Origin of the sequence: Kitasatospora sp. NPDC087861 (genome assembly GCF_044742585.1) — a bacterium.
Classification (GTDB): domain Bacteria; phylum Actinomycetota; class Actinomycetes; order Streptomycetales; family Streptomycetaceae; genus Kitasatospora.
In genome coordinates this window covers 171,375-192,034 of sequence record NZ_JBIUUS010000003.1, presented here as the reverse complement: position 1 = coordinate 192,034, position 20,660 = coordinate 171,375, and the positions used below count along the sequence as shown (strand labels likewise).

General features: G+C 73.5%; 17 protein-coding genes. 11 read left to right on the top strand and 6 right to left on the bottom strand.

Annotated features, from left to right (window positions below; translation table 11 throughout):
• Positions 1–20 precede the first annotated feature (20 nt).
• The gene (locus ACIOJE_RS05900) at positions 21–470 is read left to right on the top strand and encodes a MarR family winged helix-turn-helix transcriptional regulator (protein WP_280676106.1); all 450 of its coding nucleotides are present in this window, start codon (positions 21–23) and stop codon (positions 468–470) included.
• 204 nt (positions 471–674) lie between these two features.
• Positions 675–2,228 carry an MDR family MFS transporter gene (locus tag ACIOJE_RS05895; protein WP_280676104.1) on the top strand — a complete coding sequence of 518 codons (1,554 nt, stop codon included), beginning with the start codon at positions 675–677 and terminating at the stop codon, positions 2,226–2,228.
• 86 nt (positions 2,229–2,314) lie between these two features.
• Here the strand turns inward: ACIOJE_RS05895 and ACIOJE_RS05890 are convergent, their stop codons facing one another.
• Both ACIOJE_RS05890 and ACIOJE_RS05885 read right to left on the bottom strand, forming a co-directional pair.
• On the bottom strand, positions 2,315–2,563 hold the full coding sequence (locus tag ACIOJE_RS05890) for a hypothetical protein (protein WP_280676102.1): 249 nt from the start codon (positions 2,561–2,563) through the stop codon (positions 2,315–2,317).
• 26 nt (positions 2,564–2,589) lie between these two features.
• The gene (locus tag ACIOJE_RS05885; protein ID WP_280676100.1) at positions 2,590–3,762 is read right to left on the bottom strand and encodes an inorganic phosphate transporter; all 1,173 of its coding nucleotides are present in this window, start codon (positions 3,760–3,762) and stop codon (positions 2,590–2,592) included.
• Positions 3,763–4,096: 334 nt separating this feature from the next.
• Between ACIOJE_RS05885 and ACIOJE_RS05880 the strand changes: the two genes are divergently transcribed.
• The gene (locus ACIOJE_RS05880) at positions 4,097–5,686 is read left to right on the top strand and encodes an NlpC/P60 family protein (RefSeq protein ID WP_400773606.1); all 1,590 of its coding nucleotides are present in this window, start codon (positions 4,097–4,099) and stop codon (positions 5,684–5,686) included.
• A gap of 56 nt (positions 5,687–5,742) precedes the next feature.
• Here ACIOJE_RS05880 and ACIOJE_RS05875 read toward each other — a convergent pair whose 3' ends face one another.
• Positions 5,743–8,028 (bottom strand): FdhF/YdeP family oxidoreductase, encoded by a 2,286-nt coding sequence (locus tag ACIOJE_RS05875; protein ID WP_400773604.1) that lies wholly within the window; start codon positions 8,026–8,028, stop codon positions 5,743–5,745.
• A 166-nt stretch (positions 8,029–8,194) separates the two neighbouring features.
• On the opposite strand from ACIOJE_RS05875, the gene ACIOJE_RS05870 reads away from it, so the two are divergent.
• Positions 8,195–10,006, top strand: coding sequence for a protein kinase (locus ACIOJE_RS05870; RefSeq protein WP_400773600.1), 1,812 nt, complete (start codon positions 8,195–8,197; stop codon positions 10,004–10,006).
• 17 nt (positions 10,007–10,023) lie between these two features.
• On the opposite strand, the gene ACIOJE_RS05865 is transcribed toward ACIOJE_RS05870, so the two are convergent.
• Positions 10,024–11,943, bottom strand: coding sequence for an FAD/NAD(P)-binding protein (locus ACIOJE_RS05865; protein WP_400773597.1), 1,920 nt, complete (start codon positions 11,941–11,943; stop codon positions 10,024–10,026).
• Positions 11,940–12,905, bottom strand: coding sequence for an amino acid ABC transporter permease (locus tag ACIOJE_RS05860; protein ID WP_400773594.1), 966 nt, complete (start codon positions 12,903–12,905; stop codon positions 11,940–11,942). The genes ACIOJE_RS05865 and ACIOJE_RS05860 overlap by 4 nt, the downstream gene beginning before the upstream one ends.
• Positions 12,906–13,573: 668 nt before the next feature.
• Here ACIOJE_RS05860 and ACIOJE_RS05855 point away from each other — a divergent pair.
• The 7 genes from ACIOJE_RS05855 to ACIOJE_RS05825 all read left to right on the top strand — a co-directional run bounded on the left by ACIOJE_RS05855 (position 13,574) and on the right by ACIOJE_RS05825 (position 20,461).
• Positions 13,574–14,743, top strand: a complete 1,170-nt coding sequence (locus ACIOJE_RS05855; RefSeq protein WP_280676087.1) for an LLM class flavin-dependent oxidoreductase — start codon at positions 13,574–13,576, stop codon at positions 14,741–14,743.
• A 53-nt stretch (positions 14,744–14,796) separates the two neighbouring features.
• Entirely contained in the window at positions 14,797–15,312 is a 516-nt protein-coding gene (locus tag ACIOJE_RS05850; protein ID WP_280676607.1) for a GNAT family N-acetyltransferase, read from the top strand.
• Positions 15,313–15,322: 10 nt separating this feature from the next.
• Entirely contained in the window at positions 15,323–16,270 is a 948-nt protein-coding gene (locus ACIOJE_RS05845) for an ABC transporter substrate-binding protein (protein WP_400773592.1), read from the top strand.
• Between the two features lie 28 nt (positions 16,271–16,298).
• On the top strand, positions 16,299–17,327 hold the full coding sequence (locus ACIOJE_RS05840) for an amino acid ABC transporter permease (protein WP_400773590.1): 1,029 nt from the start codon (positions 16,299–16,301) through the stop codon (positions 17,325–17,327).
• Positions 17,324–18,112 (top strand): amino acid ABC transporter ATP-binding protein, encoded by a 789-nt coding sequence (locus tag ACIOJE_RS05835; RefSeq protein WP_400773587.1) that lies wholly within the window; start codon positions 17,324–17,326, stop codon positions 18,110–18,112. Before ACIOJE_RS05840 ends, ACIOJE_RS05835 begins: the two co-directional genes overlap by 4 nt.
• Positions 18,113–18,175: 63 nt before the next feature.
• The gene (locus ACIOJE_RS05830; protein WP_280676078.1) at positions 18,176–19,165 is read left to right on the top strand and encodes an ABC transporter substrate-binding protein; all 990 of its coding nucleotides are present in this window, start codon (positions 18,176–18,178) and stop codon (positions 19,163–19,165) included.
• An 87-nt stretch (positions 19,166–19,252) separates the two neighbouring features.
• On the top strand, positions 19,253–20,461 hold the full coding sequence (locus ACIOJE_RS05825) for a serine/threonine-protein kinase (RefSeq protein WP_400773585.1): 1,209 nt from the start codon (positions 19,253–19,255) through the stop codon (positions 20,459–20,461).
• Here the strand turns inward: ACIOJE_RS05825 and ACIOJE_RS05820 are convergent.
• Positions 20,417–20,623, bottom strand: coding sequence for a hypothetical protein (locus ACIOJE_RS05820; protein WP_348534073.1), 207 nt, complete (start codon positions 20,621–20,623; stop codon positions 20,417–20,419). The two genes, ACIOJE_RS05825 and ACIOJE_RS05820, sit on opposite strands and share 45 nt — an antisense overlap.
• Positions 20,624–20,660 lie beyond the last annotated feature (37 nt).

Here is a 20,660-nt window from a genome sequence, read left to right as displayed (position 1 = left end):
GGCTGCGGGATACTGGCGCGGTGAGTGACGAGAAAGCCCTGCTGGCGGTGGAGCACGAGGTCGCGCTGATGTTCCGGCGGGGCCGGGCCCGAGTGGCGGAGCTCTCACGCCGGGTGCACCCCGAGCTGGAGGGGATGGCGTACAGCCTGCTCGGCTACGTCGAGCAGGCCGGGCCGGTGCGGGTGACGGACGTCGGCGTGCACTTCGCGGTCGGCAAGGCGACGGTGAGCCGGCAGATCCGGGCGCTGGAGGAGCTGGGTCTGGTGGCCAGGGAGGCGGACCCGCAGGACGGCCGGGCCGCGCTGGTCTCGCTGACCGAGGACGGGCGACGGCGCTACCTGGCGGCCCGGGACGTCCGGATGCGGCGGGTGCGCGAGCTGCTGGGCAACTGGTCCCGGGGGGACGTCGACCGCTTCGCGGAGCTGCTGCACCGCTTCAACGACGTGATCGGGGAGCCTCCGGTGGAGTGACCGGCGGCGACGGGGTGAGCCCGGCGGGCCCGTGCGGTGCGGGATCCGGCCGGGCTTTACGTGGCCTTGAAGAAAGTTGCCTAAGTCAACCATTGGTCTTATGGTTGCCTAAGGCAACGAATTTTCGCCGCGCGCGGACAGCGTCCGCGCCGCCGCCCGCGTACCCCGCCCGCGTATCCCCGCACGCCTCGCCGAAGGACCCAGATGACCGTGACCACCGAGGCCGCGACCGGCACAGCCGCCGCCGTCGACGACCGACCGATGACCCACCGGCAGGTGATGGAGGCGCTGTCCGGCCTGCTGCTCGGCCTCTTCGTGGCCGTGCTCTCGTCGACCGTCGTCTCCAACGCCCTGCCGCACATCCTCACCGACCTGCACGGCGGCCAGTCCGCCTACACCTGGGTGATCACCGCGGCCCTGCTCACCCTGACCGCCTCCACCCCGATCTGGGGCAAGCTCTCCGACCTCGCCAGCAAGAAGCTGCTGCTGCAGATAGCCCTGGTGATCTACATCGCCACCTCGGCGCTGGCCGGCCTCTCCCAGAACACCGGTCAGCTGATCGCCTGCCGGGCCCTCCAGGGCATCGGTGCCGGCGGCGTCGTCGCGCTGGGCCAGATCTGCCTGGCCGCGATGGTCTCGCCGCGCGAGCGCGGCCGGTACAGCGGCTACTTCGGCGCGGTCTTCGCGCTGGCCACCATCGGCGGCCCGCTGATCGGCGGCGTCATCGTGGACACCTCCTGGCTGGGCTGGCGCTGGTGCTTCTACGTCGGCATCCCGTTCGCGATCGCCGCGATCCTGGTGATCCAGCGCACCCTCAAGCTGCCGGTGGTCAAGCGCAAGGCGAAGATCGACTACCTGGGCGCGCTGGTCATCACCGGTGCCGTCAGCCTGCTGATGATCTGGATCACGCTGGCCGGCAAGAACTACGACTGGCTGTCCTGGCAGACCGCCGCGATGGTCGGCGGCGGCCTGCTGCTGGGCGCGCTCGCCGTGGTGATCGAGCGTCGCGCCGCCGAGCCGATCATCCCGCCGGACCTCTTCAAGTACCGCACCGTCAGCCTGGCCGCGCTCGCCAGCGTGCTGGTCGGCGTCGGGATGTACGGCGCGACCACCTTCCTCAGCCAGTACTTCCAGCTGGCCCGCGACAAGTCCCCGACCATGGCCGGCCTGATGACCCTGCCGATGATCCTCGGCCTGGCGCTCTCCTCCACCGTGGCCGGCCGACTGATCACCAAGTACGGCAAGTGGAAGGCCTACCTGGTCTCCGGCACGGCGCTGCTCGCCATCGGTTTCGGCCTGCTCGGCACCGTGCGCGCCGACACCGACTACACGCTGCTGTCCGTCTACATGGCGATCACCGGCATCGGCCTCGGCCTGACCATGCAGAACCTCGTCCTGGCGGTGCAGAACACCGTGCCGCGGCACGAACTCGGCGCGGCCAGCTCGGTGGTCACTTTCTTCCGCACCATGGGCGGCGCGATGGGCGTCTCCGCGCTCGGCGCGCTGATGAACAACAAGGTGACCCACTACCTGACGGAGAACCTCGCCGCCGCGCACATCCCGGCCGGCGGCGCGGTCGGCGGCGGGGGCATCCCGGACCTGCACAAGCTGCCGGCCCCGATCGTCCCGCTGGTGACGGACGCGTTCGGGCACGGCGTCGGCATGGTGTTCCTCTTCGCGGCGCCGTTCGCGCTGCTGGCCTTCATCACGGTGCTGTTCATCCGGGAGACCGCGCTGAAGACCAGCCAGCAGGGCTGACCGCCGGCGGGGATGCGCGAAGGGGCCGGGGAGTGTGGACCACACTCCCCGGCCCCTTCGGCGTCCCGGGCGGGAACCGTCGGACGCTACGGCGCGGCGATCAGCACCAGCCCGTAGACGACGGCCGCGGCGCAGAGGCCGAAGCAGACGTAGGCGCCGGCCAGGGCCAGTCGGCCGCCGCCCGCCGCCGGGGCGGCCTCGCCCTCGCGGGCGCTCAGCGCGGCCTCGCGGCGGGACAGGGCCAGGATGCCGAGCGCGAAGACGGCGACCACGGCGACGGTGATGCCGAAGCTGGCACCGGCGGTCTGGGCCAGGGCGTTCCACTTGATGTGCATGGCGGGTGCTCCTCAGCCTGCGGCGCTCAGGCCGCGACCGTGGTCGAGGCGGGGGTGGGGGCGTTCGCGGGGGCGGTCGCGGGGACCTCCACCGGGGTGACGTCGTTGACGTTGTCCGCGCTGATCGGCTGGCGGCGGGAGATCAGCCACATCGCGCCCGAGCCGGCCACCAGCACGGCGCCGACCAGGACGATGCCCCAGGTGCCCTGGCGGACCAGCAGCGCCGCGCCGCCCGAGACCAGCGCGGCGGCCGGCAGGGTCAGCGCCCAGGTGTAGACCATGCGGCGGACCAGGCTCCAGCGCAGCTCGGCCTTCGGGCCGCCGAGACCGGCGCCCATGATGCCGCCGGAGCAGACCTGGGTGGTGGAGAGGCCGAAGCCCATGTGCGACGAGGTCAGGATGACGGTCGCGGCGGCCGACTCGGAGGCGAAGCCCTGCGGCGCCTTGATGTCCGCCAGGCCCTTGCCCATCGAGCGGATGATCCGCCAGCCGCCCATGTAGGTGCCGAGCGCGATCGCGCCGCCGGCCGAGACGATCACCCAGGTGGGGGGCAGCGCGCCGTGCGGCAGGGCGCCGACCGAGACCAGGGTGAGGGTGATGATGCCCATCGTCTTCTGGGCGTCGTTGGTGCCGTGCGCGAGCGAGATCAGCGAGGACGAGAAGATCTGGCCGGTCTTGAAGCCCTTGGTGGCGGTCTCCGCGTTGCCCTTGCGGGTGATCGCGTAGGCCAGCTTGGTGGCGCCCCAGGAGGCCAGGCCGGCGACCAGCGGGGAGGCGATCGCCGGGATCAGGATCTTGGAGAGGACGGTGTCGAAGTTGACGCCGTTCATGCCGACGCCGACCACGGTGGCGCCGATCAGGCCGCCGTACAGCGCGTGCGAGGAACTGGACGGCAGGCCGCGCAGCCAGGTCAGCAGGTTCCACAGGATCGCGCCCGCCAGTGCGGCGAAGATGATCTCGGGGTGGATGCCGGTCTTCTCGTTGACGATGCCGCCGGAGATGGTGGTGGCGACCTTCACGGACAGGAACGCGCCCGCGAAGTTGAGGACGGCCGCGATGGTGACCGCGACCTTCGGCCGGAGGGCTCCCGTCGCGATGGAGGTGGCCATCGCGTTGGCGGTGTCGTGGAACCCGTTGGTGAAGTCGAAGGCGAGCGCCGTGATGATCACAACGGCCACCAGGAACGAGATGTGTTCCATACCCAAACAATCGTCGTAGTTGTCGCACGGAGACGTTGGTGTCGTCGCGACCGTAGGTCTGTTTGGTAAACGGAAGGTGAACTAGGTCGGGAATCGTGGTTCCGATAGTGTCCCAGTGGTGTCCAGCAGCTTTCGGAGGGGTGTCTTCGGTCGCGCTGAGCTGGACATTAGCGAAGTTCGCCCCGGTTCGATCCGGTTTGCTGAGAGCTGTCTCACAGATCAATCGAGAATTAACCTCCCGGTCCGGATGTGCTCTGTTTCCGGCGAGTAACCCGTGGGAGGATCGGCGGGTTCCGGGGAGGCCGGAGAAGGCTGGGGCGGGGAGGACCAACCCATGGGCGGGGCTGCACGGCGCACGGAGGCGACAGGTGTACGGCCCTGGCTGCGGGCGGCGCTGCGGTGCGGAGCCGTCCTCGCGGCCGCCGCACTCGCCCTCCCGCTCGCCACCCAGGCCGCGTACGCGGCCCCCGATCCGGGCGCCCCGATCGCCGCCAGCCCGGGCGACGACCCGCTCGCCGCCGCCAAGGCCACCCTCGGCCCGCTGCTCGACCAGCTGCACACGCTCTACCAGAGCGCCGAGACCGCCACCGAGCAGTACAACGGCGCCGTCGCCAAGGTCACCGAGCAGCAGGCCGCGCTCACCGACCTGCAGGGCCGGCTGGATCGCCAGCAGAAGCAGGTCGACGCCGGCACCGACATCGCCTCGCAGCTCGCCGCGGCCCAGTACCGCAACGGTGCCGCCTCCGCCTACGCCGAGCTGCTGCTCTCCAAGGACCCGTACGAGGCCGTCACCATCGCGGAGCTGCTCGCCGCCGCCAGCCGCTCGCAGTCCGAGTTCCTGGACCGGCTGAAGAGCGACCGCGAGGCCCTCGCGGGCCTGACGAAGCAGACCGAGGACGCGCTCAAGACCTCCCAGACGCTGGTCGCCCAGCAGGACGCCGCCAAGGCCAAGGTCGCCTCCGACCTCGCGTCCGTCGAACAGCTGGTCGCCTCGCTCACCGGCGCGCAGCGCACCGAGCTGGAGAAGCTGGAGAAGGCCAAGGCCGACGAGGCCCAGCTCGCCTTCCTCGCCTCCGGCGCCCTCGGCCAGGGCGAGCGCACCCCGTCGCTGGCCGGCCGCGCCGCCGTCGCCTTCGCGCTCGCCCAGCTGAACAAGCCGTACCTGTGGGGCGGGGAGGGGCCGGACTCCTACGACTGCTCGGGCCTCACCTCGCAGGCCTGGCTGCACGCCGGGCGGCCGATCCCGCGCACCAGCCAGGAGCAGTGGGCCCAGCTCCAGCACATCCCGCTGAACCAGCTCCGCCCCGGCGACCTGGTCATCTACTTCGAGGGCGCCACGCACGTCGCGATGTACATCGGTGGCGGGCTGGTCGTCCAGGCGCCCCGGCCGGGCGCCGTCATCAAGGTGTCGCCGATCGGCTCGATGCCGATCCTCGGGGCGGTGCGGCCCGACCCGTCCGGCGCGGCGGACGAGGCCGGCGGCAGCTGGAAGGTGCCCGACCTGCCCGCCGGTTGGGACACCGTCACCCCGATCGCGCCCAGCCCGGCCAACCAGGTCCCGGCCACCCCGGCCCCCGGCACGCCCGCCAACCCGCCGGCCACTCCGGGCACGCCGTCCACCACCCCGGGCACGCCGTCCGGCACCGGGACGCCCGCCGACCCGGGGACGCCGTCCGGCACCGGGACCACCACGCCCGGCACGCCCACCGGCACGGGCACGTCGACGCCCACCCCGACGCCGACACCCACCCCGACGCCGACCGGCACTCCGACCGGCCCCGGGACCCCGACGTCGACCGGCACCCCGGCGACGCCCACCCCGACGGGCACCGGCACCCCGAGCTCCACCGGCACCGCCACCACGGGGACCACCGGCTCGGCGAGCGCCTCGGCCCCGGGCGGCGCCACCGCGGGCACCCACTGAGACCAGCCCCAAGGCCGCCCGGCGTCCCTCGGGACACCGGGCGGCCTTCGCGTCGGTCACGCCGGGGCGCCGCTGTCCGGTTCGAAGCGGACGACCACGGCCTTGGAGGTCGGCGTGTTGCTGATGTCGGCGGTGGAGTCCAGCGGGACGAGCACGTTGGTCTCCGGGTAGTAGGCGGCCGCACCGCCGCGGGCGACCGGGTAGTGGACCACCCGGAAGTGCGGGGCGCGGCGCTCGACACCGTCCCGCCACTCGCTCACCAGGTCGACGAACCCGCCCTCGGCCAGGCCCAGTTCGGCGGCGTCGGCCGGGTTGACCAGGACCACCCGGCGGCCGCCCTTGATCCCGCGGTAGCGGTCGTCCAGGCCGTAGACGGTGGTGTTGTACTGGTCGTGCGAGCGCAGCGTCTGGAGCAGCAGGCGGCCCGGCGGGACCTCGGGGGCGGTGAGCGGGTTGACGGTGAAGTTGGCCCGCCCGGTCGCGGTCGGGAAGGTCCTGGAGTCGCGCGGGCCGTGCGGCAGGGTGAAGCCGCCGGGGCGGCGGACCTTCTCGTTGTAGTCCTCGAAGCCGGGGACGACCCGGGCGATCCGGTCCCGCAGGGTGTCGTAGTCGGCGGCGAAGTCCTCCCACGGCACGGTGTCCCCGGGGCCGAGGACGGTACGGGCGAGCCGGCAGACGATCGCGGTCTCGGAGAGCAGGCCCGGTGCGGGCGGGCGCAGGCCGCCGCGGGAGGAGTGCACCTGGCCCATCGAGTCCTCGACGCTGACGAACTGGGCGCCGGTGCCGGTGACGTCCCGGTCGGTACGGCCCAGGGTGGGCAGGATCAGCGCGCGGGCGCCGGTGACCACGTGCGAGCGGTTGAGCTTGGTGGAGACGTGCACGGTCAGCCGGCAGCGGCGCATCGCGGCCTCGGTGACGTCGGTGTCCGGGCTGGCCGCGACGAAGTTGCCGCCCATCGCGAAGAACACCCGGACCCGGCCGTCGCGCATCGCCCGGATGGTGTCCACCGCGTCGTGGCCGTGCGCCCTCGGCGGCTCGAAGCCGAACTCCTTGCCGAGTGCGTCCAGGAAGGCCGCGGCGGGCCGCTCGAAGATGCCCATCGTCCGGTCGCCCTGGACGTTGCTGTGCCCGCGCACCGGGCAGACCCCGGCGCCGGGGCGGCCCACGTTGCCGCGCAGCAGCAGGAAGTTGACCACCTCGCGGATGGTGGGGACGGCGTGCTTGTGCTGGGTGAGGCCCATCGCCCAGCAGACGATGACCTTCCGGGAGGCCAGCACCAGCCGGCCGAGCTCCTCGATCTGCTCCCACGGCAGGCCGGTCGCGGCGAGCACCTCGGCGCGGTCGGTCGTCCGGGCCTGTTCGTCGAACTCCTCGAAGCCGTGGCAGTGTTCGTCGACGAACGCGCGGTCGACGCCGTCCTGCTCCAGGACGATCCGGTTGAGCGCGCGGAACAGCGCCAGGTCCCCACCGAGGCGGATCTGCAGGAACAGGTCGGTCAGCTTGGTGCCGTGGCCGACCAGGCCGCGGGCCTGCTGCGGGTTCTTGAAGCGCTCCAGGCCCGCCTCGGGCAGCGGGTTGACGCTGACGATGGTGGCGCCGGCCCGCTTGGCGCGCTCCAGCGCGGAGAGCATCCGGGGGTGGTTGGTGCCCGGGTTCTGGCCGGCCACGATGATCAGGTCGGCCTGGTAGAGGTCCTTCAGGCTGACGCTGCCCTTGCCGACGCCGAGCGTCTCGGTGAGCGCCGAACCGGACGACTCGTGGCACATGTTGGAGCAGTCCGGCAGGTTGTTGGTGCCCAGCCGGCGGGCGAACAGCTGGTACGCGAAGGCGGCCTCGTTGCTGGTCCGGCCCGAGGTGTAGAAGGCGGCGGCGTCCGGGGTGTCCAGCGCGTGCAGCTCCTCGGCGATCAGCGCGAAGGCGTCGTCCCAGGAGACCGGCGTGTAGTGGGTGGCGCCCTCGTCGAGCAGCATCGGCTGGGTGAGGCGGCCCTGCTGGCCCAGCCAGTAGCCGGAGCGCTCGGCCAGCTCGGCGACCGGGTGGGCGGCGAAGAACTCGGCACGGATCCGGCGCTCGGTGGCCTCCTCGGCGACGGCCTTGGCGCCGTTCTCGCAGAACTCGGCCGTGTGCGTCTTGCCCGGTTCCGGCCAGGCGCAGCCGGGGCAGTCGAAGCCGTCCGGCTGGTTGACCTTGAGCAGGGTGGCCAGGGTGCGGCGGGCGCCCATCTGTTCGGCGGCCATCCGCAGGCTGTGGCCGACCGCCGGCAGCCCGGCGGCCGCTTGCTGGGGCGCGGACACCTCGGGGGCGTCCTGCGCCGGGTCGCTCTGCGGGGCCTGCTTGGCCATGACCGCTTCTCCTCGGCTCTGCTCGTCCGGCGGCCGCGCCACCGGCGCCGCCGCGCCGTCGCGGGGGCTCCGGCCCATCCTTCCACCTGGGTGAAGGCGGGGGGAGGGGGGCCGAACGGGCGTCGGTAGAGTCTCGGGGGGTCCAGGAGGGGTGGGGGAGGGGCGGATGCGCGTCGGTGATGTCCTCGACGGCCGGTACGAGCTGGTGGAGAAGCTCGGCCAGGGCGGTTTCGGGGTGGTGTGGCGGGCGCTCGACACCCGGATGCGGCGGCCGGTGGCGGTCAAGGTCATCGGGCACCACGGCGGTGACCAGGCGAAGGCGGCGCTGCGGTTCGTCCGGGAGGCCTGTGCGGCCGGCAACCTGTCCCATCCTCACATCGTCACCGTGCACGACCTCGGCGCGTGCGTGCTCGGCGACCGGCAGGTGACCTTCCTGGTGATGGAACTGCTCACCGGCCGCACCCTGACCGAGGTGCTGCGGGCCGGCCTGCCGGCTCCGGAGCAGAGCCTGCGCTGGGCGCGGCAGCTCTGCGAGGCGCTGGCGGTGGCGCACGACGCGGGCATGGTGCACCGGGACGTCAAGCCGGAGAACATCATGATCACCGAGGCCGGGAGCCTGAAGGTGCTCGACTTCGGCATCGCCCAGCTGGACATCGGCGCGGGCGGGCTGACCACCACCGGGACGATCGTCGGCAGCCCCGCGTACATGGCGCCGGAGCGCTGGACCGGCGGGCGGGTGGACGGCCGGACGGACCTGTACGCGCTCGGCTGCGTGCTGGTCGAACTCTTCACCGGGGCAAGGCCGTTCGGTGGGGACTCGACGCCGGTGCTGATGTACCAGCACCTCAACGAGCCGCCCCCGGCGTTGGATCCGGCGCGGTTCGGGCTGCCGCCGGAGGTGGCCGGGCTGGTCGCCGAGCTGCTGGCCAAGGACCCGGCGGACCGGCCGGCCGACGCCCGGACGGTCGAGCGACGGCTCGGTGGGACGGGCGGGACGCCGGTGCCGTCGGCTGTCGTGCCGCCGGTTCCGCCGGCGCCGCCGACCCTGCCGCCTGCACCGCCGGCCGTTCCGGTGGGGCCGCCGCCTGTTCCGGCCGTCCCGCCGACGGCGGTGGCGCCGGCGGCGCCGTCGTCGGTGCTGTCGCCGCTCACCACGCCGCCGGTGGTCGCCGCGCCCCCGCCGGACGGCGTCCGGGCCGCGCTGCGCGAGCGGCGTTCGGCCGCCTTCCGGGCGGCGACCGCGGGCGAGTCGGTGATCCTGCTCCAGGCGGTCGCCCAGGACTGCGTCACCGCGCTCGGCGCCGCCGACCGGGACACCCTGTGCACCTGGCGGGACTTCACCTGGTACCTCAGCCGGGCGGGCGACCTGGACGGCGCGATCCGGCTGCTGTCGACCGTGGTGGAGGACATGCGCTCGGCGCTCGGCCCGACCGACCCGGACACCCTCGGTGCCCGGTACCACCTGGTGTGGTGCATCGGCGAGAGCGGCGCGGCGGTCACCGCGGTCCGGCTGATGTCCGAGCTGCTGCCCGACCTGCACGCCACCTGGGGCCCGCACGACACCCGCGTCCTGAAGGCCCGGCACGACCTCGCGGTCCACCAGGCCAACCGGGGCGATCTCCAGGGCGCCGCGCGCCAGCTGCACGCCCTGCTGCCGGAGCTCGCCCGGGTGCTGGGGGAGGGCCACCCGAGCACCGTCCAGGCCTGGCACGACCTGGCCGGCTACCAGCAGCGGCTCGTCGAGGCCGGCCGCCGGGCGCCGTCCGGAGCCGCCCGGCGGCCGCGGATCAGCCCGATGGAGGCGGTGGTGCTGGTCCGGCGCCTCCTGGCCTGGGACTTCGCCACCGACCAGGAGGCGCGGGCCTGCATCACCGCGCTGGAGCGCGGCACCGGGCTGAAGGGCGTCGCGGAGGTGGTGCTCAACGCCCCGGACCACGTCTCGGCCGAGGACCTGGTGGAGGAGATCTTCGGGCCCTGAGGCGACGCGCGCGAACGCTACGCGGCCAGGGCGGCCGCCGGGAGCGCGGCCAGTGCCCGCAGCAGTGCGCGGGCGGCGGCGTCGTTCTGCCGGAACCCCGGGGAGTCGGTGCGGGGGCGGGCGAAGGCGGCGGCGGCGCGCAGGCTGGTGTGCGGGCCGAGCGCGGTGCGCCGTGGGTGCGGGGCACCGTCCAGGGCGGGGTCGAGCAGCCGGCTGTCGCCGGGGGCGATGGTGACCAGGCCGGAGCGGTGGGTGTACTCCTCGTCGGTGACCACCTCCTCCACGATCCGCCCGGCACGGTGCAGTGCGCGCAGCACCGGGTCGAGGGTGCGGGCCAGCTGGTGCTTGGGCAGGTACGCCTCGACCAGCGCGGTGACGGTGACGGTGTGGCCCGGCACGGTGTCGCCGCAGGCCCGCCAGGTGCCGGTGGCCTCGTCCCGCTCGGTCCGGACGCCCGCGCCCAGGAAGCGGACGACCCCGGCCTCGGAGAGGGCGAGCAGCTGGCGCAGCCGGAAGCCGGGCGGGCCGGAGGCGAGGTGGCTGAAGTAGCCGAAGAACCACCCGTCCACCTCCTCGGCGACCGAGCGGGCGGTGAGCCGGCCGGTCGCGAGGATGCGCGGGAGCTGGCCGAACAGCGAGAGCAGGGCGAGGAAGGCGCCGAGGTCGGCGCTGTGCGCGGGGTCGGCGCGGCGGTCGGCGTCGGCGGTGACGTAGGCGCGCAGGTGCTGTTGGAGCTCGTCGGCGGAGCCGAGTTCGAGGCCGGCCAGCGGGTGGTCGAGCCGTTCGAAGTCGATCCGGTCGGCCGGGTCGGGCACGGCCTCGGCGATCAGGGCGGCGAGCCGGGGGGAGTACCAGTCGTGCCGGTCGTACCGGGCCAGGAACTCCGGCCAGGGCAGCGTGGTGCGCTCGGGGTGGGCGTGGAACAGCTCGTGGTAGTGCCCGAAGGCGGTCTCCTTGGCCATCAACGGCCAGAAGTCGCGCCGGAGTTCGAGCGGCCCCTCGGTGGCGAGGGCGGCGTCCACGGCGGCCGCGTCGAAGTACCGGGGGAGCGGGGCGGGCGGCCCCTGGAGGCGGTAGCCGGTCTTGGAGTGGTACGGGACGCCGCGCCGGGAGCCGAGGTGCAGCACCGGCTCGCGGCCGGACGGGCGGTAGCGCAGCCCGGCGGAGGCGGGTTCGAAGCGGCCGCCGCGCCCCTCGGTGAGCAGGGCGATCAGGTCGACGGAGGCCAGGCCGAGGCCGCGCAGGACGACGTGCTCGCCGGGGGCGATGCCGTCCAGGTCGGCGTCGGCGTCGGCGGAGTAGGCGGGCGGGAGGTGGAAGCGGCCGTGCCGGGCGGCGAAGTCGGCGTCGGCGGCGTACCGGGGGTGCGGGGTGGAGTCGAGGTGCCCGAGGGTGAGGACGACGTGGTCGGCGGTGAGCGTCCGGTCGGTGAGGTGGACGGTCTGCGGGCCGTCGGCCGGGCCGTCGATCCGCTGGACGGTGTCCCGGTGCACGGTGACCGTGACGTGCGGCGGCAGGTCGGCGACCGCGCGGCGGAACACCCAGTCCAGGTAGGCGCTCTGGGCCCGGCGGGTGGGGAAGTCGGTGGGGGCGAGGGTGTCCAGTTCGGCCCGGACGGCCGGGTCGGCGACCTCCCGGTAGGGCGCGAACTCCCGCTGCCGGGGCGCCCATTCGGCCAGCGAGGGGCCCGGCCGGACCGGCCCGTCGATGGTCGAGCGCTCGTCGGTGAACATGGTGACGTCCTCGGCCATCGAGTTCATCCGCAGCAGCGGGGACTGGTCGTGGCGCCAGATCCGGCCCGCGCCGGGCGGGTGCGGGTCGATCAGGTGGATGTGCAACGGCCGGTCGGCGGGCAGGAGTTCGGTCGCGTTGGCGGCGATCCGCTCCAGCAGGCCGGTGCCGCGCGGGCCCGCGCCGACGATCGCGAGCCGGTTCACGCCGCCACCTCGCGCAGCCGTCGCAGCCCGGCCCGGGCCCGTTGGAGCGGGGTGGGCGGCAGGCCGTCCCGGGTGGCGCCCTTGGCGTAGTGGCGTTCGACGTAGTACTGGCCGATGGACAGCAGGGTGGTGATCGCCAGGTACCAGATGGTGGCGACCACCAGCATCGGGATGACCTGGTACGACTGCAGGTAGACCAGCTGGACCGAGTAGAGCAGGTCGGAGACGGCCAGCACGCTGACGATGCTGGTGCCCTTGAGCGCGCTGATCAGCATGTTCCCGGCGGTCGGCACGATCGAGCGCATCGCCTGCGGGGCGACGATCCGGCGCAGCACCCGCCACCGGCCGAGGCCGAGCGCCGCGGCGGCCTCCAGCTGGCCGCGGTCGACGGACAGGATGCCGCCGCGGATCACCTCGGCGGCGTACGCGGTCTCCAGCAGGGTGAGGCCGATGACGGCGGTGAGGGTGGGGCCGATCAGGTTGACGGTCTTGACGGTGACGAACTCGGGGCCGAACGGGATGCCGAGGCCGAGGGTCGGGTAGAGCGCGCCGATGTTGAAGAAGAACAGCAGCTGCACCAGCGGCGGGGTGGAGCGGAAGACCCAGATGTAGCCCCAACTCAGGGTGCGCAGCACCGGGTTGGTGGACAGTCGCATGCTGGCGAGGCCAGTGCCGAGGACGAAGCCGAGGGCGAGGGTGACGGCGGTGAGCCAGAGGGTGAGGGTGAGGCCGTCGAGCACCGATCGCGCGGTGAACCAGTCGGCGACCACGCTCCACTGGAAGGCCTTGTTGCGGACGATCGAGTGGACGGCCATCGCGGCCAGCAGCAGTGCGATCCCGGCGAAGACCCACTGGCCGGGCCGGCGGCGGGCGACGATCCGGGCTTCCGGGGCGGGGCCGGGCGGCGGGGCGGGGCGGTCGAGGGCGGACGGGGCGGGCAGGACGTCCTGCGGGGTGGCCATGACGGCGGCTCCTGGCGGAGGTGCGGGCGGGCGGGAGGTACGGGTGTGGTCACGTACGGCCGTCGCACCGGCCCGCGTCCCTCAACACGGCCGGCGCTGTGCACTGCACTCCGCCGTGATCGTACGCATGCGCGATCGACGGCTGTCAAGGGCGGTCCGGATCCGGATCGAGCCCTGGCCGGGGCCGGTTGCAGGACGACAGGAGATCGCAACAGAGCGGCAATGATGGATGGTTGACGGACCACTCGGGCGGCTGCTCAACTTGAGGCCATGTACGCCGAGCAGCCCCTGGTCACCCGCGACCACATCGACTTCGGTCGGGTGTGGTCCGCGGCGTGTCGCGGCTGACCCGGTAGCGGGCCGCCCGTCCGGCCCTGATCTCCCCCGGGGAGTCCTCCCTCGGTCCGCCCCGTCGCGGGCCGGGATCCGCCGTTCGTAGCTGACGGCGCCCCAGGCGCACGCTGCCGTCCGACGACCTCGCACTGAACTCCGGCAGTACTCCCTCGTCCACGCCTGCCTCCCGCCGAGCCCGGGCGCCGACACCGTTGTCGGCGCGCCCGCCGCGCACCCCTACTCGGTCGGACAGGAACTGACGGCCGTCCCTCCCGGCCGACTCCGGCCTGCCCACCCGCAGTCCGCCGGACTCCGCTCACCCGAAAGGTTCCGCCATGCCCGTCGAATTCCTCGGTATCGCCGCCACCGGCGACGGCTCGGAGACCACCCCCCGCTCCACCGCCGCCTTCGACCGCGACTACACCCTGCGGCTGGCCCGGGCCCACGAGGACCACGGCTGGGACCGGGTGCTCTTCGCGTACGGCGCCGGCTCCCCGGAGCCGGCGGCCGCGGCGGCCTTCCTCGCCTCGCACCTCGACCGGCTGCAGATCCTGCTGGCGCACCGGCCCAACGTCTCCTACCCGACCTTCGCCGCCAAGACCTTCGCGACCCTGGACCAGATCAGCGACGGGCGGCTGACCGTCCACTTCATCACCGGCGGCAGCGACCACGAGCAGCAGCGCGAGGGCGACTTCCTCGCCAAGGACCAGCGCTACGAGCGCACCCGCGAGTACATCGGCATCGTCAAGAAGGCGTGGACCAGCCGGGAGCCCTTCGACCACGAGGGCGCCCACTACCGCTTCAACGACTTCGTCTCCGACGTCTTCCCCGTCCAGCAGCCGCGCCCGGCGGTCTCCTTCGGCGGCTCCTCGGACGCCGCCTACGCGGCCGGCGGCGCCGAGGCGGACATCTACTGCCTGTGGGGCGAGCCGCTGGCCCGCACCGCCGAGCAGATCGAGCGGGTGAAGGAGGCGGCCCGGGCCGCCGGGCGCACCGACGTGCCGCGGATCCAGGTGGCGTTCCGGCCGATCATCGCGCCGACCGAGGAGCTGGCCTGGGAGAAGGCGCACCGGACGGTGGCGGCGATCAAGGCCCGCAGGGCCGCCGGGGACCTGGTCCGCCGGGGCCGCCCGCTCGGCGCCGCGGCCGTGACGCCGGAGAACACGGGCTCCCAGCGCCTGATCGAGATCGCCGAGGCCGGCGAGCGCTACGACCGCGCGCTGTGGACCCCGACCGCCGCGGCCACCGGCGGGGCCGGCAACTCCAACGCCCTGGTCGGCACCCCGGAGACGGTCGCCGAGGCGCTGCTCGACTACTACGACCTCGGCGTGGACATCCTCTCCGCCCGCGGCTACCACCTGCTCGACGACGCGATCGACTTCGGCCGCCACGTCATCCCGATCGTCCGCGAGGAGGTCGCGAAGCGGGACGCCGCCAAGGCCGCCGAGGCGGCGGCCGAGCGGGCCGAGCGCGACCGGCACCAGCTGATCGCGGTGCAGGCGTGAGCGGTTCCCGCACGGGCGGTGCGAGCAGGAGCGGCACGAGTGGCGCGGGCCCGGTGGCCGAGTTCCGCCGGGTCACCATCGACGACCCGCTGGTCGAGCCGCTGCTGCGCGAACTCACCCACGAGTACGTCAGCCGCTACGGCCCCGAGGCGCGCCAGGAGATGACCCGCTATCCCCGGGACGCCTTCGCCGAGCCGCACGGCGTGCTGCTGCTCCTGCTGGAGGACGGCGAGCCGGTGGCCGGCGGCGCGTACAAGCGGTACGACGAGCGCACCGCCGAGCTGAAGCGGATGTGGACGCACTCCGCGCACCGCCGGCGCGGCCTGGCCCGCCGGGTGCTGGCCGAGCTGGAGCGGACGGCGGCGGCCGCCGGCTACGCCCGGATCCACCTCACCACCGGCCCGCGCCAACCCGAGGCCAGGGGCCTCTACCTGGCGGCCGGCTACACCCCGCTGTTCGACGTCGCCGCCGATCCTCCCTCCTTGCCCGCCGACGGGCAGGAGGGGCCCATTCCGATCGGCCCGCTCCCCTTCGAGAAGCACCTGCCGGTGCTGGCTCCGACCCCCTGAAAGGCCCTTCGTGAGAACCACCACCGTCCGCCGCCTGCTCGCGGCCACCGCCCTGCTGCCGGTGCTGGCGCTGGCCGCGTGCGGCTCGGACCCGAAGATCGCGGGTGCGGCGGGGGCGAGCGGGCCCGCCGCCACTGCCGCCTCCCAGGACGTCGTCTCCGGCCTCGCGAAGTCGGACGCCGCCGCCGCGCTGCTGCCCGAGGAGGTCCGCAAGGCCGGCACGCTGACGTTCGGCGCGTCCTTCGGCGCGCCGCCCACCGCCTTCTACGCCGACCAGGCCACGAAGAAGCCGGCCGGGATCGACGTGGACTTCACCGATGCGGTGGCCAGGCTGCTCGGGCTGACCGTGCGGCGCGAGGAGGCCGCCTTCGAGACCATCCTGCCCGCCCTGGACAGCGGCAAGTTCGACGTCGGCACCGGCAACTTCGGGGTCACCACGGCCCGGCTGAAGACCATCGACTTCGTCACCTACATCGACGACGGCCAGGGCTTCGCGGTCAGGAAGGACGACAAGGACGTCCAGCCGGTCACCGACCTGGTCCAGCTCTGCGGGCTGACCATCGGCACCGGCGCCGGCACCACCTTCGAGACCACGCTGAACGCGAGGAGGAACGTCTGCACCGACGCCGGGAAGAAGCCGTACGAGGTCAAGGCGTTCAGCGACGGCGGCGCCGTGCTCACCGGCCTCCAGCAGGGCCGGGTGGACGTCCTGATGTCCACCATCAACGGCCTGCGCTACCAGGCCGCGCAGGAGGCCTCGGGGACGCGCTTCCTCGGCGAGTTCCACCGGCTGGACGTCGGCTTCGCGTTCAAGAAGGGCTCGAAGCTCACCCCGGCCTTCCAGGCGGCGGTCAACCAGCTGATCAAGGACGGGACGTACGAGCGGATCCTCCGGAAGTGGGGGGTCACCGACTCGGCGATCGCGGAGTCCCGGATCAGCCCGCCCGAACACCCGTGATCCCCGGGTCTGCCGAAGGAGCCCCCCGATGACCGTCAGCACCACCGCACCGCCCGGGGCCCCGGCCCGCCGCGGGCCCGCGTCCGGCCCGGGTTCCGACCCCGGCCCCGATCCCCGCCTCGACCTCGACGAACTGGCCGGACTGCGGACCGTCCCCGCCCGGCACCCCTGGCGCTGGGGGATCGGGATCGCCGCGCTCGTCGTCCTCGTCCAGTTCGCCCACGGGCTGGCCACCAACCCCGGCTGGGACTGGGCCACCTTCCGGGTCTACTTCACCGCCGACACCATCGTCCAGGCGGTCGGCCGCACCCTCGAACTCACCGCCTACGGCACGCTGCTGGGCTTCCTGCTGGGCGCCGTGGTGGCCGGGATGCGACTGTCCCGCAGCGCGATCCTGCGGTCCATCGCCTGGGCGTACGTCTGGGTGTTCCGGTCGATCCCGCTGATCGTCCAGCTGGTGTTCTGGTTCAACCTGTCGTACCTGTACAAGCGGTTCGGGATCGGCATCCCGTTCGGTCCGACCTTCGGGGACGTGGAGACGGGCGGCGTGCTGAGCGCGCTCGGCGCCGCCGTGCTCGGCCTCGGGCTGCACCAGGGCGCGTTCGCCGCCGAGATCATCCGCGGCGGCATCATCGCGGTGGACGCCGGCCAGCGGGAGGCCGCCGCCGCGCTCGGCATCCCGCGCTGGCGCCAGGGCTGGCGGATCGTGCTGCCGCAGGCGATGCGCGGCATCCTGCCGGCCGCCGCCAACGAGGTGATCTCGCTGCTCAAGGGCACCTCGGTGGTCTACGTGATGGCCATCGGCGAGCTCTTCTACCAGGCCCAGGTGGTCTACGGCCGGACCGGCCGGGTGGTGCCGCTGCTGATGGTCGCCACCGTCTGGTACGTGCTGCTGACCACGGTGCTGTCGATCGGCCAGTACTACGTCGAGCGCTACTTCGCCCGCGGCGCGCAGCGCACCCCGCCGCCCACCCCGCTCCAGCGCGCCCGGGCCTTCGTCCGGGCCCGGCCGGCCCGCACGCCGGCCGCCGCCCGTACCCCCGGAGGACGTTCATGACCGCGCTCGCCAAGCCCGCCCCGGACACCGCCGCGCCGATGGTGCAGGTCCGCGGCCTGCACAAGAGCTTCGGGCAACTGGCGGTGCTGCGCGGGCTCGACCTGGACGTCCCGGCCGGCTCGGTGACGGTGGTGCTCGGCCCGTCCGGCTCCGGCAAGTCCACGTTGCTGCGCGCGATCAACCACCTGGAGAAGCTCGACGGCGGCTACGTCGCCATCGACGGCGAGCTGATCGGCTACCGGCGCTCCGGCGACCGGCTGCACGAGCTCAAGGAGCGCGAGGTGCTGCGCCAGCGCACCGACATCGGCTTCGTGTTCCAGAACTTCAACCTGTTCCCGCACCTCACCGTGCTGGAGAACCTGGTCGAGGCGCCGATCGCGGCGCTGCGCCGGCCCCGGGCCAGGACGGCGGCGCTGGCGCTGCTGGAGCGGGTCGGGCTGGCCGACAAGGCCGACGCGTACCCCCGGCAGCTGTCCGGCGGCCAGCAGCAGCGGGTGGCGATCGCCCGGGCGCTGGCCCTGGAGCCGAAGGTGCTGCTGTTCGACGAGCCCACCTCGGCGCTCGACCCGGAGCTGGTCGGCGAGGTGCTGGACGTCATCAAGGACCTCGCCCGGACCGGCACCACCATGATCGTAGTCACCCACGAGATCGGCTTTGCCCGCGAGGTCGCCGACACCGTCGTCTTCATGGACGGCGGCGTGGTGGTCGAGCAGGGCCCGCCGGCCGAGGTCCTGGACCACCCGCGGCACGAGCGCACCCGGGCCTTCCTGGCCAAGGTGCTCTGACCCGCCGCACCGCCATCACCCCCCTTACTGCCGAAATCCCTTTCACCGAGCAGGAGTTCCGCCATGTCCCTACCCCGTCGCGCCCTGGTGGCCGCCGCCGGCGTGTTCGCCGCCGCCCTCGCCCTGGCCGCCTGCGGCGGCGCGTCCTCGGGAGCCTCGGCGGGACTCGCCCCGGCCAGGGGCACCACGGCGCCGAACGGCACCGCGGTGAATCTGACGCCCCATCAGAACCGGGTGACCACGCCCAAGGTCGACGCGATCGCGGCGCTCGTCCCGGAGGAGATCAGAAGGCGGGGGACGCTGACCGTCGTCGACTCCCTCGGCACCACCCCGCCGCTGGACTTCTACGCCGACGACGACCGGACCGTCATCGGCGTCGAGCCGGACCTCGCCTCCCTGGTCGGCAACGTCCTCGGCCTCAAGGTCGAGTTCAACCCGGTCTCCTGGGAGAACATCTTCGTCGGCCTGGACAGCGGAAAGTACGACGTCGGGCTCTCCAACATCACCGTCACCGAGGCCCGCAAGGAGAAGTACGACTTCGCCACCTACCGGCTGGACGTCCTCGGCTTCGAGGCGAAGAAGGGCAGCGGCCTCAAGGTCGCCGGCGCCAAGGACCTCGCCGGCCGGTCGGTCGGCGTCGCCTCCGGCACCAACCAGGAGAAGCTGCTGATCTCCTGGAGTGAGGACAACGTCAGGAACGGCCTCAAGCCGATCGACATCAAGTACTTCCAGGGCACCGAGTTCTACCTGGCGCTCTCCTCCGGCCGGATCGACGCCTACGTCGGCCCCAACCCGAGCCTGGCCTTCCACGTCGCGCAGACCGGCGAGACCGAGGTGGTCGGCACCTACTCGGGCGGCGGCGCGGACGTCCTCGGCAAGATCGCCGCGACCACCCGGAAGGACAACGGGCTGGTCCAGGCGCTCAACGGGGCGCTGAACGAGGTGATCGGGAACGGCACGTACGGCCAGGTGCTCAAGCGCTGGGGCCTCGACAACGAGGCCGTGACGACCTCCGAGATCAACCCGCCCGGGCTGCCCAAGCCGAAGCCCTGATCCGTTCACCCGTTCGCCTCCCCCCGCCGCTATGGTGACCCAGCCGACGGCGAACGCCGTCCGGACGAGCTGGAGTTGGGGGAGGACATGCGGCAGGGGGAGGTACTCGACGGCCGCTACCGGCTGGACGCGCTGCTGGGCCGGGGCGGATTCGGCGTGGTCTGGAAGGCCACCGACCTGCGGCTCGACCGCGAGGTCGCGGTCAAGGTGCTGCTGGAGGAGCACGCCACCGACCGGGAGGCCATCGGACGGTTCGTCCGCGAGGCCCGGACGGCCGGCGGCCTGTCCAACCCGCACATCGTGACCGTGCACGACTACGGCCGGGTCGCGACCGGCGCCGGGGAGACCCACTACCTGGTCCTGGAACTGGTCCGCGGCCGGGCCCTGTCCGCGGTCCTCAAGGACGGCGTCCCGGACCAGGAGGTCGCGCTGAAGTGGATGCGCCAGGTCTGCAAGGCGCTGGACGCCGCGCACCGCTCGGGCATCGTCCACCGCGACATCAAGCCCGAGAACGTGATGATCGACGGCGGCGGCAAGGCCAAGGTGCTGGACTTCGGCATCGCCCGGCTGCTCACCCAGTCCGCCGTGCTCACCTCCACCGGCAACGTGGTCGGCACCGTCCCCTACCTGGCGCCCGAGTGCTGGTCCGGCGCCGCCGTGGACGGCCGGGCCGACCTCTACGCGCTCGGCGTCATGCTGTACGAACTCTGCGCCGGGCGGCGGCCGTTCCGCGCCACCTCGGCCGCCGAGTACATGTACAAGCACCTGGAGGAGACCCCGCCCCGGGTCCGCAGCACCGACCCGGCGCTGGCCGACCTGGTCGCCGGGCTGCTCGCCAAGCGGCCGGCGGACCGGCCCGCCACCGCCGTCGAGGTGCTGGAGCGGCTGCGCCGGATCCGGCCCGGGGTGCTGCGCCCGGACGACCCCAGCCCGGAGCAGCTGCGCCGCCGGGCCGACCAGGCCTGGCAGCGCGGCGCGCAGGGCGCCCCCGCGGAGGCCGTCGGGATGCTCACCGCGCTCATCCCCGACCTCGCCCGGATCTGTGGCCCGGCCGACCCGCGGACCCTGCGCACCTGCCACGACCTGGCCCTCTGGCTGGCCCAGGACGGCAGCCCGGGCGCCGCCGTCGCGCTGTTGCGCGACCTGGCCGCGGTGGCGGCCGCCGAGCCGGACGCCCGGGCCGACGTGCTGCGCGACCTCGACCGCTGGCACCGGGAGGTCGCCCGGACCGGACCGGGCCTGCCGCGGGCGCTAAGCCTGGCCGGCCTGCTCGGCGGCGGCCCGCAGGGCGGCTGAGGCACCCGCGGCGATCGGGTCGCCGTGCCCGAACACCACGGTCTCCACCGGCAGTGCGGCCAGCCGCCGGAAGGCGGCCCGCGCCCGGGCCGGATCGGTGTTGAACACCCCGCACCTGGTCCGCCCCCGGACGTTGGAGACCGCGTCGCCGGTGAACAGCACGCCCGGTCCCTCGGCCCGGCCCGGCGGGCTGTCAACC